Genomic DNA, 16,524 nt, shown 5'->3' with positions numbered 1-16,524 from the left:
CAAAAATCTTTCGTTTAACAGGGCTCTTGCGCTGCAAACAAAGCAGTGCTTTATTTTTGCTCATATACCCCCGCCCAACGGCGACATCCATGTCGCCGCACGGTAGGATCACCATCTAGGGTTCAAAAATACAAAAAATAAATTGATAATCAATAGTTTCTAAAAGTTCATAAAAAACATAAGCTTCATTTATAATCAAAGATTTGAGGGGAATCACTTGTATGAATAATTAGGTGGTTTGACTATAATTCAAAAATAAGCAACAAGGTTCAGTCTGAAATTGTTGCTTGGGATGCTTTGAAATGTTGATTCAATTTTGGAGCGGGAAGGTCAATGATCCTGTTTCCCTTGGCTAAACTTTTGAAGACTAAATTCTCCAGATGAGAATTCTGGAGAATCAATGAAGATCACTTTTGTAAAATCCGATTAAGGCAAATCTAATTCTTTACGCATCTTTAAAGATCGCAGTAATGCCTGATCACGAAGTAATTGAAGATTCTTATCGCCTAGTTTTTTAACAAACTGTTGAGTTTCTTCATTCAGCATCTCAATTTTTTCTTCAGACAAGGTATAAGGGTGCATATCAGCCCACCATTCAGACATCGGTTCACCTAAATGATGCATAGCGGCTTTAAATCCATGTTGATTGGCCAACTGCATATTTAAATAAGGACCAAATATTGCCCAACGTAATCCGGGGCCATTGGTGATGGCGATATCAATATCTTCTGCGCTACATACACCTTCAGAAACCAGATAAAATGCTTCTCTCCAAATTGCAGACTGTAAACGATTGGCGACATGCCCTTTAACTTCTTTCTGAATTAAAATCGGTTTTTTTCCCAATAATGTATAAAACTCAAAAGCATCATGAATATAGTTCGCTTGGGTTTTTTCTCCACCAATAATCTCAACCAAAGGTAATAAGTGTGGCGGGTTAAAAGGATGACCCAGTACGATTCTTTCAGGATAAAGGCAATCATGTTGAATATCTGAGATTTTTAATCCAGATGAACTTGAAGCGATAATGCTATCTTTAGGGCAGTTTTGAGTGAGCTGTGCATATAAGTCTTTTTTTAGATCAATCCGCTCTGGACCATTTTCTTGAATAAAATCGGCATCTTTTACCGCATCTGTTAGATTTTGATAAAAAGTGAGATTTTTTAAAGTGTCTGAAACATAACAGTCAGAAGAGGTGGTTTGCTCTTCAGCCAACTCGAACAGATCCAGTAAATAGGTCTGAACTCTATTTTTTAAATTTAATTCTGCATCAGCTGCAGGATCAAAAGCATTCACCTGAAATCCTTTACTTAAATAGAATGCTGCCCAACTTGCACCAATAACACCAGTACCGATAATGGCAACTTTATTTATGGGTTTCATATATTCATTTTCCTTGAATAACTTGAGAACGTTGGATTGTCTAGCTATGACACATGACAAAGTGAGCCTTTCACTTTGATAAAAACTAAAGATAGAAAAACTAAAAAACAGTAGGGGAGGATTTCCCCCCTACAAATGAATATGTATTACATCTGGTTAGATGATTTACATAGAGACAAATTCATGCTCATTGCAATCATCAACTGTATTACTGAGCAGTATAACCACCATCCATAACCACTGCTTGACCTGTCACCCCCGCCGCTTTTTCACTCGCCAAGAAAACGGCATAATCTGCAATTTCTTCAACATTGAGTAAGCGTTTTTGTGGAACCATGGCTAAAATGACATCTTCAAGTGCACTTGTTTCGCTGACATTACGGGTTTTGGCTAAATCTTTAATTTGACCACGTACCAAAGGTGTGTCGACATAACCTGGGCATAATGCATTGACCGTGATTCCATCACGAGCAGATTCTAACGCTGCAACTTTAGTTAAACCAATCACCCCATGTTTGGCACTGTTATAACCCGCTTTTCCAGCAAAACCGATTAAACCATTGATCGAAGCCATATTGATAATACGGCCATAGTTTTGTGCCTTCATGATTGGAAATGCATGCTTAATTCCAATAAAAGAACCCACCAGCATGACATTCAGTAGTTTTTGATAAATGGCAGTTGGAAACTCTTCTATGGCAGCAACATGTTGAAAACCAGCATTATTGATCAAAATATCCAAACGACCAAAGCTGCTATGTGCTAGACCAATAGCCGCGGCATAAGCATCTTCATCTGAAACATCACAAGGTGCAGATAAGGCTTCAAATCCATCAGTTGTTAAGGCTAAAACTGCTTCATTACACTTGTCCGCATTCATATCTGAAATCACTACTTTTGCACCTTCAAGGGCAAATTTTTTGGCAATTTCAAGTCCAATACCACTTGCTGAACCTGTGATAAATGCAACTTTATCTTTGAGAAGTTGACTCATTATTGACTCCCTGTGTTCATTTTGAAGATAAACTTAGACGATACCAAACCATGTAAATGCAGCAATTGCGACAAATACTGCAACTGTTTTAATGATGGTAATGGCAAAAATGTCTTTATAAGATTGTTTATGTGTAAGTCCAGTGACTGCAAGTAGGGTAATCACGGCACCGTTATGCGGTAAGGTGTCCATACCGCCAGATGCCATTGCAACAATACGATGCATCACTTCAGCAGGAATGCCCATTGCTGCAATAGCTGTATTATATTGGTCAGCCATGGCACTGAGGGCAATACTCATACCGCCAGATGCTGAACCTGTAATCCCAGCCAAAACGGTTGTGGTGACTGCACCATTGACCAATGGATTGGTAAATGTATGCCCCAAAGCATGACTGATTACAGCAAAACCCGGTAAAGCGGCAATGATTGCACCAAAACCATACTCAGATGCAGTGTTCATCACAGCGAGTAGAGAACCACCTATACTTGCGTTTACACCTTCTTTAAAGCTGGTTGAAACACGACGATAATCGAACATAATCGCAGTGATAATCCCAACGATTAAAGCCAAACCAACTGCCCAAATCGCTGACGTTTTTGCGACATCGACAGTGTAGTTTGCTAGTCCAAGCGCATTAAAATCAAAGCCATTTGGATACCATGTTTTAATTGCTGTAGATAAATATTTATTCATCACTGCAACTAAAATTAAGGGAACAAATGCCATGAATTGACGTAGACCAGAACCATTATCTTGTTGCTGAGATTGATTTTCGAATTGTTGAAGTTCGGCTTCTGTTAAAGTAATACCAGATGCAAACCCATCTCCATTGCGAGCAGCAACACGACGACGCCATTCCAGATAAGTTAATCCGACACCTAGAACAAAGATTGCACCGATAATCCCTAAAAATGGCGCTGCATAAATATTGGTTCCAAAAAATGTGGTTGGAATAACGTTTTGAATCTGAGGCGTACCCGGTAAGGCATCCATGGTAAAGGAGAAAGCACCCAGTGCAATCGTGCCAGGAATCAGACGCTTAGGGATATTTGCTTGTCTAAATAATTGGTTTGCAAAGGGATAGACTGCAAAAACCACGACAAATAAACTGACGCCGCTATAGGTTAAAATTGCCCCTAGCAGAACAACGGTAAGCATTGCATTTTTAGAGCCAATTAATTGAACAATCGTTTTGGCAATGGATTCAGCAATACCAGACATTTCAACAACTTTACCAAAAATCGCACCCAGCAAAAACACCAAGAAATAATCTTTAATAAAGCCCACCATTTTTGGCATAAACACACCAGAATAAAATGGTAAAACGTTGGCAGGGTTAATCAGCAAGACGGCCAATAAGGCACAAATCGGTGCCATGAGAATTACAGAAAATCCTCTGTAGGCTGTGTACATCAACAAGCCAAGAGAAAGTAAAATTATACCCAGTTCCCACATATTTTTACTCCGTCCTTAAAGAATATATGTCAAAACCCACCTTGTTTTTATTTCAAATCACGACAAGGCTATCTCAATCATAAAAATGCATTAGTGAGTGAAACCAATAAAAATGGATATCTAGAGAAATTAATATTGATCAATAAATTTAGCTTTTATAAATCGTCCAGACTTATAAATTGGAATATCCATTTCCAAATGATGGATAAAACTATAATCCAAATTATTCGAGGCATTGTTTGAAAATATTTATGAGTCAATATGGAAAACTAATGAATAGAAACAAGTTTCATGAGGTTTTTGCGCAATAGGTCATAGATAAGCAAAAGAAAAAAGCCAAATTGGAAGTGCAGATGAATGAGTATATGTTCAACGTTTTAATTTTTATTTACAGCAGTGGCTTTATTGACAAGTATGTTGCTTGAAATACGTAATATATCGATTTTGCCCTGATTTAAATGCATAGACATATTTTTTACAGATCACACAAATTAAAAACTTTCATTAAGACATCAATCTGAGCAAAAGTGAGATCAGCTAGCATGGATTGATATCTTATTCTATAAGCAAATCGATAGCTCAAATGACTCATTTTAGGATCAAAACTCGCTTGGTTTAGCGTATTATAGAGCTATAAATCAGTTAGGTTGCCGTATGACACTCAAACAGTTAAAAGCTTTTTTAGTTCTTGCTCGGACATTGAATTATGCCAATGCTGCCAATGAACTTTGCCTAAGTCAATCTGCTTTAAGCTTAAGTATCAAAAGTTTAGAGGATGAGTTGGGTGGCAAGCTGTTTAAGCGCAATACCCGCCGTGTGGATCTTACTGCTGAGGGAAATTCGTTGATTCCATTTGCTAAAAAACTTTTGGCAAATTGGGAAGACATGGAAAGAGATGTTAAACAGCGTTTTAAATTACATCGTGGCACATTGAATATTGCCTCGATGCCTTTCGCGACACATGCTGTTTTACCTGCTGTACTGCATGAATTTAATAAGAATCATCCCAATATCAATTTTTCAATCCATGATATTCCCAATGAAAAAATTATTGAAAAAGTCCAAGAGGGTATTTTTGAAATTGGGATTTGTTTTGAACCGCAACACAATGATCAATTAATTTTTAAGCCATTTTTCAATGAAGATTTTTTAGCACTACTTCCTAAAGATCATCAGTTGGCGCAGCGTAAAAGTGTGACATGGCGTGAGCTTTATGCCTATCCTTTTATCACTTTACAGAAACCTTCGATCATTCGACACGTGGTGGAAGAGAAATGTTCACAAAATAATATGATCTTAGATTTAAAACTTGAGTGTCATCAAATTAGTTCATTGTCGCATTTTGTGGCTTTTGGTATGGGGGTCAGTGCGATCCCACGTCATTTTCAAAATTATATCGATAAAGAAAATAATGTCTTGGTTGAAATTGAAGAGGGCAATGTCAATCTTTCTGTTGGAATCATTTATAAAAAAGATTTTGAACTTTCTAATATTTCTTCGCAATTTATTGAAACGATATTGGCACATCAGTTTTAAAAGAATGTCACCTCATCATAACCTCCACTATTTCAAGGTAAAATCAGATTAATGAGTTTTACTCATTAGACATTTGAAAGAATCAATTTCTAAAATAATTTGCTCGATGTTAATAATAATAATTCTAAAGGACATAGAGTTAAAACGATGAACAAAGTTGTCGCGAATGCACATGAAGCTTTGGCTGATGTGGTTGCAAACAACCAGACTTTTGCAGTGGGTGGTTTTGGATTATGTGGTATTCCAGAAGCATTGATTGATGCCTTAAAAGAAATTGGCGTAACGGGTCTAACCTGTATTTCTAACAATGCAGGTGTGGATGATTTTGGTCTAGGCAAGCTTTTACAAACCAAACAAATTAAAAAAATGATTTCATCCTATGTCGGTGAAAACAAAGAATTTGAACGTCAATATTTAAATGGTGAGCTTGAAGTTGAGTTGACACCGCAAGGCACCTTGGCTGAAAAGTTACGTGCAGGTGGTGCAGGTATTCCAGCGTTCTTTACCCAAACAGGTGTTGGGACATTGATTGCCGAAGGCAAAGAAGTTCGCGAATTTGATGGTAAAGATTACATACTCGAACAAGCATTGGTTGCAGATATTGCTTTGGTAAAAGCCTATAAAGCAGATAAAGCTGGTAACTTAATTTTTCGTAAGACTGCACGAAACTTTAACCCTGAGTGTGCAATGGCTGGCAAATTGACCGTTGTCGAAGTTGAAGAAATTGTTGAAATTGGTGAGTTAGATCCAGATTCAATTCATTTACCGGGCATTTATGTAAGTCGTATTGTTTTAAATGCGCAGCCTGAAAAACGAATTGAACAATTGACATTGAAGACGGAGATTTAATCATGGCTTGGACGCGTAATGAAATGGCTGAACGTGCAGCGCAAGAGCTTGAAGATGGCTTTTATGTCAATCTAGGTATTGGCTTACCCACCTTGGTTGCCAACTATATTCCTGAGAATATTAATGTCTGGCTTCAATCTGAAAATGGCTTATTGGGAATTGATGAATTTCCAACACAAGCTACTGTCGATGCAGATTTAATTAATGCGGGTAAACAAACCGTAACTGCACGTAAGGGTGCTGCGTTTTTCTCTAGTGCTGAATCTTTTGCCATGATTCGTGGGGGTAAGGTCAATATTGCTATTTTAGGATCAATGGAAGTTTCCGAAAAAGGAGATTTAGCCAACTGGATGATCCCAGGGAAAAAAGTAAAAGGCATGGGCGGTGCAATGGATTTGGTTGCTGGGGTACAAAAAGTCGTGGTGTTGATGGAACACTGTGCTAAAGATGGTAGTCCTAAAATCGTCGCTGAATGTTCATTACCGCTTACGGGTAGACTGGTCGTAAACCGTATAATTACGGATCTAGGGGTGATGGATATCACTCCTCAAGGTGTAGAGTTGATTGAATTGGCCAAAGATGTAAGCCTAGAACAGATTCAGGCGGCAACTGGGGTAGAACTGATCACCTCAAATCTCGCTGTGGCTTGATTGTGACAAAGCAAGGCTAAAATTCTAATGTAAGCAGCCAAGTTTAAATGCTAAGTCGCTTTGGCGGCTTAGACATGTTATCAATGGATATGCTATTTTCAAAAATACCCGCTTCAAAAGTATACGCATTTAAAATACAAGGTGAACTCGAATGGAAAAGATTGTCATCGTCGCAGCTAGTCGTACTGCAATGGGAAGTTTTCAAGGCAGTTTTGCAAGTTTATCTGCACCGGATTTGGGTGCAGTCGTCATTGAAAAAGTTGTTGAACAAGCCAATGTGCCTGTTGCTGATATTGATGAAGTAATTATGGGCTGTGTATTACCTGCGGGTTTAAAACAAGGTCCAGCACGTCAAGCGATGCGAAAAGCGGGTTTACCGGATCATGTTGGCGCAACCACAATCAATAAAGTCTGTGGTTCTGGGATGAAAGCTGCGATGCAAGCCAGCGATGCCATTAAAGCAGGAAGTGCCAAAATTATTGTGGTCGGTGGGATGGAGTCTATGACCAATGCACCGTATTTATTACCTAAAGCACGTTCAGGTTATCGGATGGGGCATGGTCAAGTGATTGATCATATGTTCCTTGATGGTTTAGAAGACGCGGGTACAGGGCGTGCAATGGGAAGTTTTGCACAGGAAATGGCGGATAAAAAGTGCTATAGCCGTGAGCAAATGGATGAGTTTGCAATTCGCTCACTGACACGTGCAAAAAAAGCGATTGCAGAAGGTTATTTTAAAGACGAAATCACACCTGTTAAAGTGGCGCTACGTCAGGGGGAGATCACTGTAGATGTGGACGAAAATCCTGAAAATGCCAAGATTGATAAAATCCCAAGCTTAAAACCTGCATTTGCTAAAGACGGTACGATCACTGCTGCAAACTCTAGTTCAATCAGTGATGGTGCATCTGCACTACTGATCACGTCGGCGTCAGAAGCGAAAAAGCGTGGTTTGACTGTGTTGGCTGAAATCAAAGGCTATACAACCAATTCCCAGCATCCTGAAGAGTTTACCATTGCACCTGTGGGAGCAATTGAAAAATTACTGAAAAATGTAGGTTGGTCCGTAGACGATGTTGACCTGTGGGAAATTAACGAAGCTTTTGCCATGGTCACTATGGCTGCAATTGATGCATTTAAACTTGATCCTGAAAAAGTCAATATTAATGGTGGCGCTTGTGCACTTGGTCATCCACTGGGTTCATCAGGTTCACGAATCATTGTGACCTTAATCCATGCTTTAAAACGCTTAGGTAAAACCAAAGGGATTGCAACACTTTGTATTGGTGGTGGTGAAGCTACAGCACTTGCAGTTGAATTAAGCGCGTAATTTATTGTTTATCGTGATAAATAGCTAAATAGTTTGTGATTCAAAATTAAAAAAAGCCGGTCGTTTCAATACTGCCGGCTTTTTGCTGTTCTTTATCATGTGAGTTTATGTATAGTCAACCAGTCAAAAACTCAAACCCAAGAAATAAATATTTTTAATTAAATCAATTATATGGAGAGATAAGCTATTTGATTATAAAAAGTTTGCAATGCTCCACCTTACATTCAAAGTTTCAATACCTTTGTGTAGGCGATGCCTGACTTTTCGCAGGGATTGCCAAACCTTGCGCTGCAAATAAAGCAATGCTTTGTTTTTGCTCATGTTGGGCGAGGGGTATGTCCTGTAACCCCGTATTCCCACACACAAGGGGCGACATCCATGTCGCCCCACGGTACGACAACCATTTATAATTCAAAAGCACAAGGCTTTATCATTAAATCTTACCATTTATGACTATAAGTCACTTTCAATGTTGCACCTGACGCCAGTAGATGGCTGGTGTTATTACTGGTACGGAGAAGTTGGCTATATAATGGATAATATTTACGGTTAAACATATTTTCTAAGCCAATCGTAACAGTATCTTTTTTGTTTAGGGCAAAACTACTGATTAAATCTGCAGTGGTATATGACTTCACATCATAACGACCAAAACTGTTGACACCGTTTAAGCGATAATCTTCTGAAGCAAAATATGTCGCTTGTAAACGATTTGTCCATGTGTCTGTTGGGCTATAAGAAATGTATCCTGTTACTTTTAAAGGTGGAATACGGTAACCCGTCATGTCTTGTTCTTTATTGGTGTTCTGTGGGGTTTCACGGCCTTTCATCCATGTAACACTTCCTCCAGTTCCCCATACTTTTGCATCATCAAGATAATCAAGAGTCGATTCTACACCAGTCACTTTTTCTTTGGTACGCGTCAGTATCAAGCCATTGTTAAAGGATTGAACACCACCCAGATCTGAAGTTGACTGGAACACTGCTAAGCTTGAACTAAAATTATTAAAATGACCATTCCAACCGAGCTCGTAATTATCTACTTTAACGGGTTCAAGGAATGATGATGCTAAGTTAAATCCTGCTGTTGCATTACGGATCACCACACCTACATCGGGCAATTGAAAACCTTGATTAAAAGAGGCATAAATCGAGTGCTGATCTGTTGGCTTAAAGGTGATATTGGCATTATATAACCATGCATCCGCCGTCACTTTACCACCCTTAACGGTATAAGGCTTTGGTTTGCCTAATTGTGATAATGGAACAAAGCTATCAATTTTTGCATAACTGTCTTCATAACGCGTACCCACTTCAGCAGACCATTGCTCATTGAAATTATGCTTTAATTGCGCAAAACCGCCGATACTTTGGGTGGTTAATTCAGGTAAATAGATTAGTTTTCCATTTTTAACAAATTCTAAGCCACCAGATTGGTCATAAATTGTAGGATCAAACGTATCTATAGGCATTTCGCTTTTTTCACGGCTAAAATCGCCACCCCAAACAATCGACGTATCACCTAAAAATTCTAGTGGGGTGTTTACGGTTAGGCGACTGCCAAGAACATTATTGTTTTGATAAACCTGATCGACTTTTCCACCACGGGTACTGACTTTACGGGCATCAAATGGCGAGAAGCGAGTAAAAAAGTCTCGGTAATAGATTTGCGCGTCAACTTTGCTGCCAAATAAATCTTTATTGTTATAGGTTAAATTGTAGATTTGATTTTCATTTTTATTCTGGTCTTTTAATTTAAGCCCTTTGATTGCTTTCGCAGGTACGCTACCTGCAGGAAGTTTTGCTACACTTGGGTCAGAGGCATAGTCAGAATCTTGTTCAGCGTTATAGTAATTTGCTGCAAATTGTAGATATTGGTTGTCGTCAATGTGATAGCCAAGTTTACCGCCTACGCTATATGCATCCGCATCAAATAAATCACCTTGACTTGGTTCTGGTGCAACACGATCGCCTCGGGCATCGTATGGACTACCAATACGTTGATAGCCAAAATCAAATGCATAGTCAAAGTTATTTAAGCTTCCAGAAAAATATTGATGAATATCTCCACTTAAAGCATCTGTACGAAAGTTGGTCAAAGCGCTTTGTAGCCCAATCACAGTTTTTGCAGTCGGTTCACCGCCCGCTGCTTTGGTGGTGATTGAAATCGTTCCGCCAGCAGCACCACTTCCATAAATCGCATTACTGCCACGAATGACTTCTATCCCCGTAATACTTTGCGGGTCGATTGATGAAAGACCTCTTGATGTATCACGTGTCAAATTCATAGGTACGCCGTCAACCAAGATCAAGGCATTACGTCCGCGTAAAGTTTGCCCATAATCGGTAATTGTACGACTTGAGTCTGATAAACCAGGCACAACTTTGGCTAAAACTGTGGCAATATTTCCAGAAGACGCATTTTTTAGAAATTCAATTTGTTTTTCATCTAATTTGGTCACTTGTTTTGCAGAAGAGGAGAATTCATCTGAGCGTGATGCGCTGACAGTAATGGTTGGAAGCACCGCAGCTTTGTTTTCTGTATCTGTAGCCTCTGTGGGTGAAATAGCAAAAGAGGATTGTGATAAAAAGATGAACCCACCAATTGATATAAGTGGAATGATTTTTTTTACATCAGACTTCTTATTAAAAATTTTGTTGCTTTTCATCTTGTTTCCTTTTATCTCACCCTGAGATTGCTTTAAATTGACGAAAGTATAATTGAGAATGATTGTAATTCACAGTAACAAATAAACAATAAAACATTTATATTCAGCTTAAATTTTTATTGAGTGGAATAGCTGATACACCACTCAAGGTTTAGAGACCTATACAATTTCTTTATATGAATCAATATGAAGCTGATGTGCTCGACGGGTAATACTGCGATCATCACCGAGCACAAAAAGTTTTACAGACTGGTGTTTCCACAACGCAATATCTTCAGGCTGGCGCGGAATTGCGCAGAAATATTTACCCTGTTGTTGAGTTTTGCTATATATCTCTTGGATCTTTGCTTGAACTTGCGGATGGCGCGTTTCCCAAGGAACGCCCATAGACTGAGAAAGATCTGCCGCACCTTCAAGAATAATATCGATCCCATCAATAGCTAAAATTTCATCGATATTTGCTACACCAGCTAAACTTTCAATCATTGCGACTACAACTGTTTCTTGGTGTGCGTGTTGCACAAAATCCGTTAAGCTCTGCATGCCATAGCGATTTAACCGAGTTGAATTTAAGCCCCTTTGTCCTAGGGGCATGTAGTGGCAATAATTCACAGCTTCTTGGGCTTGTTGTGCATTTTCTATACGTGGTAATACAATTCCAGTCACGCCAGCATCGAGTAAAGGTAAGATCAAGTGATTGGCGGTTAAGGGGACTCGAACCAATACATCAAGCTGCATGGCTCTAGCGGCTAAAATCATGCTTTCAACTTGGGATGTACTAAATAAAGTATGTTCCAAGTCAATAATAATAAAGTCATAACCAGCCAGTCCCAATTGCTCCACATGAATTGGTGAGGCAATAGAACAGAATATGCCATAAAGCGACTCACCATTTTTCATACGTTTTTTAAAGGAAATTGAAGTTTTATTCATATTCAATTTCCTTAATTAAACTCAACGGGTTTGGGGTGGTTTGTACTCTTAATCGGATTTCTGGTAGGAAGCGACGACTTGCAAGTTGTTCAATATCGATGGTGTCATCTGTAAAGTTAAACAATTCATATCTTTGTGCAAATTCTGGATGCTTTTCTTTATGTTGATTGATGATTGATCTTAACATTGTCCAAAATTTGATTTCATCAAACTCATAATGTGTGTTTAGAAATATGGCCAATTCCGCTAGATTGACAAACCAAAGTGCGTCTTGGGTGAAATCTCTTAACTCATTTGCTGCGTGCGTTTCTAAAAAAGAATTTGGGTTAATTTTGGCATGTTCTTTAGGCGCGTCTTGTAAATCGGGTAATAGCTCTGGATTTCTTAGCAAATGACGACTAAAGCGAATACCATCATGGAAATCTTTTAAAGCCGCTTTAACAGGTAGACCATCTTTGTGAATTAACACCATGTTTTGTGCATGAGATTCCAATGCTAAGCCGTGACACCATAAAATATGCATAATTGGCAGATAGGCATTTTTTAATAACTTCTCTAACCAAAACTCGATCCCGTATTGTTTGATCCAGTGGTCTATCAGCGGTTTTTGGTCAGTATCAAGTTGCATTAGACCTGTAACTGGTGTTGCTGATTCGCCTTCATTGAGATAATGATAAATACTTTCACGCCAAATACAGGCCAGTGCGCCATATTGAACAGCTAAGGCGATCGGCTGATTGATAGAAAGTCCAGCAATTTCTCTTAAAATAACGGGTTTACGTTGTTTTTCTAAAATATGGTCTTGCTCAACGATTTTATACAGCCAGTCACTCATTTTTGCAGCATTTTGCACAGTATGTGGTGCTAAAACACGAGAGGTCGACGTGTTAACTAAATTCATCGCTAATTTTAGTGATAACGCTGAAATATCCGTGATGTTTGATAATGTTCGGATTGATTGTTGCGGTAAATAAGTAGGTCCAGCGATTTTTAATGGAATGATCAGTTGATTGCTGATTGCATCTTGATAATACAATTCAATAATTTTATCCCATTGCCAAGGGTGAATGGGGCTAAGAATATAATCATTGAAATCAACTTGATACGCTGTCAATTCCTCACGGATTGCGTGAAGGTCTTTGTCTGAAAAATGCTGTTTATACAGTTGATTTAAGTTGATCGTTTCACTCAAAACCAATTTGCATAAGCTTTTATGAGTAGCAGTCCATTGAACAGAGAATCCTTGGGATAATTCAGGTGAGTATTTTTGATTTTCCTTAAGATCAAAGCCTATTCTAGATTTAAAACTTGGATGATAGAGATGTGCATTGTTTATACGGGCTTCTTGCTCAATATATGACAGTGTTCTTAATGGTTGGTTGGGTGATAGACCCAGTGTTTGTGCATGTTTGACATAGCTAAGATTGAGCTCATCATTAAAGCTTTGCCATTTGATTGGATCAGCATCAATAATATGTTTTAAATCAGCTAATAATGCTTTTAAATTTGGACTGCTTGATGACTTTTGAACAGCATCATAACGGACTAAACTCGATGGATTTAATTTAATTCGGTTAAAACTAAAATGTTGTTTAGCGTCGCAGCTATAAAAAAGATCATCTGAAATAAAGAATTTAATTTGCCCATTTGATTTTTCGTAGTTAAAGGCATTTTCAAAGATTAATGCTTCTAATAATTGCCCGATGACACGTCTTTCCGCTTGGACTTTATAATCAATTTGTTGCGTAGCTTGAAGAGGGGTCAGTGCTTGAGCGCCTCTGTATTTATAAATCGGATTTTCAATATCAATCCAAATCGGGTTACCGCCACTGTGATATAAGGTGTTCATCATATTTGCCTTAATAGGTAAAGTGAGAGAGTTAAGCAAAAGGTTGCAGTAGTGCTGTGCTTTATCTGAGAAGTTTTCATCGATCAGGGTTTTTCTGGTGGTTTGCCAAAGTTCACTTTCTTCAATAATGCTTACTCTTGATATCGCACTAATTAGATGAGCAATATGATTGATGACTAAATAATATTGCAGAAAAATCCATGCATCCTTTTGAGAAAACCAAACAGTGCTATCTTCAGAGACTGAGGAATGATCATTGAGCATCTCAGAAACCACACTAATCCCTTCCATATCACGAATAATCAGTCGAGCAGGGAAGCCTTGTTTAAATTCCATTAAACTATTTTGCATATGGGCTTCAACACTAATCCCTTTATTTGCAAACAATTCAATCAGTGGAACCAAGGAAACTTGAATATATTGTTTCCACCAATCAGCAAGAAAGGCTTTTGAGTGACTATTTGGAAGTCCTTGGGCTTGTGCGGCCTGATCAATAAACGCCATTAAGGGGATCTGATGATGCTCATTTTCTTCGACTAAACCACCTAGCATCCGAGTATTTTCAAGCGTTTCCGTAGCTAATCCTGCGCGATATATAATGCCAAAAGAACTTTCTAACTCAGGGATTTTGATAGTTTTGGCTGTAAGCTCTGGAAGAGTGAGCATATTTTTATAGTGTTGGTTGATCTGATGCTTAAGAATGATTTTACTGGCATCAATCGCTCTTTCCATTTCATCCATAGGGTTGTTACGAATAAAACTAGTAATACGCACATCAATGGAGAGTTTTAAAAAAATATTAGATTGCGGTAACCAAACGGTTCGTACTGAAGATGTAGGCCAAACGGTTTGTCCTAAAGCACCTAAATATCGAACCTCATGATTTTCTAAATAGCGTTTTAAGGAAGGGTGTAGGAGTAAAAAGTTTGCTTGCCACGGATGTGTAGGCAAAAGTTCATAATTTTCGAAGTCATCTTTGAGGCGGTGTTGTGCATGCTTCAAAACGTCTTCTTCAATCAGTTGATCAATATTATTATCGCTGACAAGTTTTTGGATTAAGGATGAATGCACTGCGAAGTAGTGTAACTGAAACGTCGCACCTAGCTCTGGGCTATACTTTTTCATATCCTCTTTAGAAAAGCCTAGATTGGCTTTTGAGGTCACATGAAATGGATGTCCATATAACATGCCTTGTTCAGCAGATTGAAAACTAGAGGCCAGTTTAGGCTTTATTTGATCTACGCTGTTTTCTAAAAAGAATTTGGTATTTTCGATACTGTTTGCGATTTCCGCATAGAGATTCTGATTTTGCTTTTTATCTTTAAATTGGCTATTTAACTTTAACTCATCGGTTATCATTTTAACCAACACTTTAGGATCAGTGAGACTTTTGACAGTCTTATCCTCAGTATTGAATACACAAAAAGAGCGCTGGTAACGATGATAACCTGTGCTTGAGAAATGCTGTATCGCACCATAGATGATTGAGTTAGATGCAGTAAATGGGTATGAAAAATAGGGTGAATTATTTGCGTCATGTATTGCTAAAGGTGAATCCTGTTCTGAGAGAATATGCTGTTCGAGTTGAACTTGAAGTTCACGAAAAAAAGTATTCAAGTATTGTTCAAAAAGCTTGTAAGACCATGCATCGGTGGTAATGATCGGGTTCATTCTTGTACCTCTTCTAAAATTGTATTGGTTAAAAATTTGTTTAAAGTCACGATTAATCCAGCACCAATAAAAAATAATGCAGTGCAAATTAACGCGGCAGTGATATTGAAAAATGAGTATGTGAGGGTGACCGCAATCGGTCCAAACAGTTGACCAAGAACAAAGGCACTATTTGAAATACCAATCACTTTTCCTTGATTTCTTGCATCAGTTTTTAACGAAATCGTATGAAAAATAGAGGGAATAAGTGCAGCGAAACAGAAACCTTGTATGAGTCTTAAGAGCAGTACTAACCAAATATTAGTGGTCCATGTCAAAGCCAGAACCGTGATTCCACAGATCAGTGTTGCACTGACAAAATTATGAAATGAATCGCCTCTCGCATCGTTGCGTTTCCCCCAATAGGTTGCAGCAAAAAATGCAGCACCCCATGAAAGTGCGTGGATTGTTCCTGTTAAACTCGCAATAGATAAGGGTATAGCTATATTTCGACTGATTTCACTGATATATAAGATAAAACAGGACACTAAACCGAACCCGCCAGCTTGGACAAAGGTTCCCGCACTGAGCCACGAAAAAATTGTTCGATCAAAAGATTGTAGTGTTGATGGTTTTTTATCGGGTCCCGTGACAGATGTCTGCACAGTTTGGCTCAATAAAATAGCAGCAACTAAGATTAAAACGATGACAATATATGCTGTGGCACTGAGTAAGGTTTCAACTTTCCAATGATCCATAAATATGCCACCGAGTACCGGACCACATAGACAGGCCAATGCGACACTGCTTTGGAGCTGTCCAAAGGCAAGACCTCTTTGTCGCTCGCTAGACAAGTAAGAGGTATAGGTATAAAGAATCACGGATAGACCGCAAAATCCTAATAAAATACGGGCAAAAATAAACACAAATAGATGCTGTGCTCCCGCCATTAAAAGTATAGAAATGCAGAAACCAGCCAAAGAAAGTAACAGTGCTTTTTTATGCCCAAATGTATCTGATAGATGACCAATAAGGGGGGCTGTAAATAGACTCCCTAGAGCTGGTGCTGACAGCGCTATACCTGCCCAAATGGCGGGTGCTGCCATTTGCGCCGTCAATTTTTCCATATATAGCGGCATGATCGGTATTAAGACCATCAAGCCAAATGTCGAAAAAAATTGACACAGTAAAATAATCAAATGATCTAGGCGAGAGGAACGCAT

The 16,524-nt window shown here is 38.6% G+C and carries 12 protein-coding genes; 4 read left to right on the top strand and 8 right to left on the bottom strand.

Translation table 11 applies throughout. The features are described 5' to 3' along the window. Positions 1 to 426 precede the first annotated feature (426 nt). The 3 genes from ACG9ZL_RS19815 to ACG9ZL_RS19805 all read right to left on the bottom strand — a co-directional run bounded on the left by ACG9ZL_RS19815 (position 427) and on the right by ACG9ZL_RS19805 (position 3,835). Positions 427 to 1,383: a 3-hydroxyacyl-CoA dehydrogenase NAD-binding domain-containing protein gene (locus ACG9ZL_RS19815; protein WP_336954726.1), complete on the bottom strand. Its 957-nt coding sequence runs from the start codon at positions 1,381 to 1,383 to the stop codon at positions 427 to 429. A 208-nt stretch (positions 1,384 to 1,591) separates the two neighbouring features. Continuing rightward, complete coding sequence (locus tag ACG9ZL_RS19810) at positions 1,592 to 2,377, bottom strand: 3-hydroxybutyrate dehydrogenase (RefSeq protein ID WP_419361413.1); 786 nt, start codon at positions 2,375 to 2,377, stop codon at positions 1,592 to 1,594. A 33-nt stretch (positions 2,378 to 2,410) separates the two neighbouring features. Continuing rightward, positions 2,411 to 3,835: a GntP family permease gene (locus tag ACG9ZL_RS19805; protein ID WP_419361410.1), complete on the bottom strand. Its 1,425-nt coding sequence runs from the start codon at positions 3,833 to 3,835 to the stop codon at positions 2,411 to 2,413. A gap of 654 nt (positions 3,836 to 4,489) precedes the next feature. Here ACG9ZL_RS19805 and ACG9ZL_RS19800 point away from each other — a divergent pair. The 4 genes from ACG9ZL_RS19800 to ACG9ZL_RS19785 all read left to right on the top strand — a co-directional run bounded on the left by ACG9ZL_RS19800 (position 4,490) and on the right by ACG9ZL_RS19785 (position 8,200). Then, the gene (locus tag ACG9ZL_RS19800; RefSeq protein WP_004820562.1) at positions 4,490 to 5,371 is read left to right on the top strand and encodes a LysR family transcriptional regulator; all 882 of its coding nucleotides are present in this window, start codon (positions 4,490 to 4,492) and stop codon (positions 5,369 to 5,371) included. A 147-nt stretch (positions 5,372 to 5,518) separates the two neighbouring features. Then, positions 5,519 to 6,220, top strand: coding sequence for a CoA transferase subunit A (locus ACG9ZL_RS19795; protein ID WP_419361407.1), 702 nt, complete (start codon positions 5,519 to 5,521; stop codon positions 6,218 to 6,220). A gap of 2 nt (positions 6,221 to 6,222) precedes the next feature. Beyond that, positions 6,223 to 6,870: a 3-oxoacid CoA-transferase subunit B gene (locus ACG9ZL_RS19790; RefSeq protein WP_239045931.1), complete on the top strand. Its 648-nt coding sequence runs from the start codon at positions 6,223 to 6,225 to the stop codon at positions 6,868 to 6,870. Between the two features lie 151 nt (positions 6,871 to 7,021). After that, a complete protein-coding gene (locus ACG9ZL_RS19785; protein WP_336954729.1) occupies positions 7,022 to 8,200 on the top strand; it encodes a thiolase family protein in 1,179 nt (392 codons plus the stop codon). A gap of 232 nt (positions 8,201 to 8,432) precedes the next feature. Here ACG9ZL_RS19785 and ACG9ZL_RS19780 read toward each other — a convergent pair whose 3' ends face one another. The 5 genes from ACG9ZL_RS19780 to ACG9ZL_RS19760 all read right to left on the bottom strand — a co-directional run bounded on the left by ACG9ZL_RS19780 (position 8,433) and on the right by ACG9ZL_RS19760 (position 16,524). Then, positions 8,433 to 8,576, bottom strand: coding sequence for a hypothetical protein (locus ACG9ZL_RS19780; protein WP_419361404.1), 144 nt, complete (start codon positions 8,574 to 8,576; stop codon positions 8,433 to 8,435). 64 nt (positions 8,577 to 8,640) lie between these two features. After that, positions 8,641 to 10,869, bottom strand: coding sequence for a TonB-dependent receptor (locus ACG9ZL_RS19775; RefSeq protein WP_419361401.1), 2,229 nt, complete (start codon positions 10,867 to 10,869; stop codon positions 8,641 to 8,643). 159 nt (positions 10,870 to 11,028) lie between these two features. After that, complete coding sequence (locus tag ACG9ZL_RS19770) at positions 11,029 to 11,802, bottom strand: HpcH/HpaI aldolase family protein (RefSeq protein ID WP_419361398.1); 774 nt, start codon at positions 11,800 to 11,802, stop codon at positions 11,029 to 11,031. Beyond that, positions 11,795 to 15,322 (bottom strand): IucA/IucC family protein, encoded by a 3,528-nt coding sequence (locus ACG9ZL_RS19765; protein ID WP_419361395.1) that lies wholly within the window; start codon positions 15,320 to 15,322, stop codon positions 11,795 to 11,797. The genes ACG9ZL_RS19770 and ACG9ZL_RS19765 overlap by 8 nt, the downstream gene beginning before the upstream one ends. Continuing rightward, positions 15,319 to 16,524: an MFS transporter gene (locus ACG9ZL_RS19760; protein ID WP_419361392.1), complete on the bottom strand. Its 1,206-nt coding sequence runs from the start codon at positions 16,522 to 16,524 to the stop codon at positions 15,319 to 15,321. The genes ACG9ZL_RS19765 and ACG9ZL_RS19760 overlap by 4 nt, the downstream gene beginning before the upstream one ends.

Source organism: Acinetobacter legionensis, assembly GCF_048551735.1.
Classification (GTDB): Bacteria; Pseudomonadota; Gammaproteobacteria; order Pseudomonadales; family Moraxellaceae; genus Acinetobacter.
The sequence above is the reverse complement of the archived record's forward strand: the minus strand, read 5'-3'. Positions and strand labels throughout refer to the sequence as shown.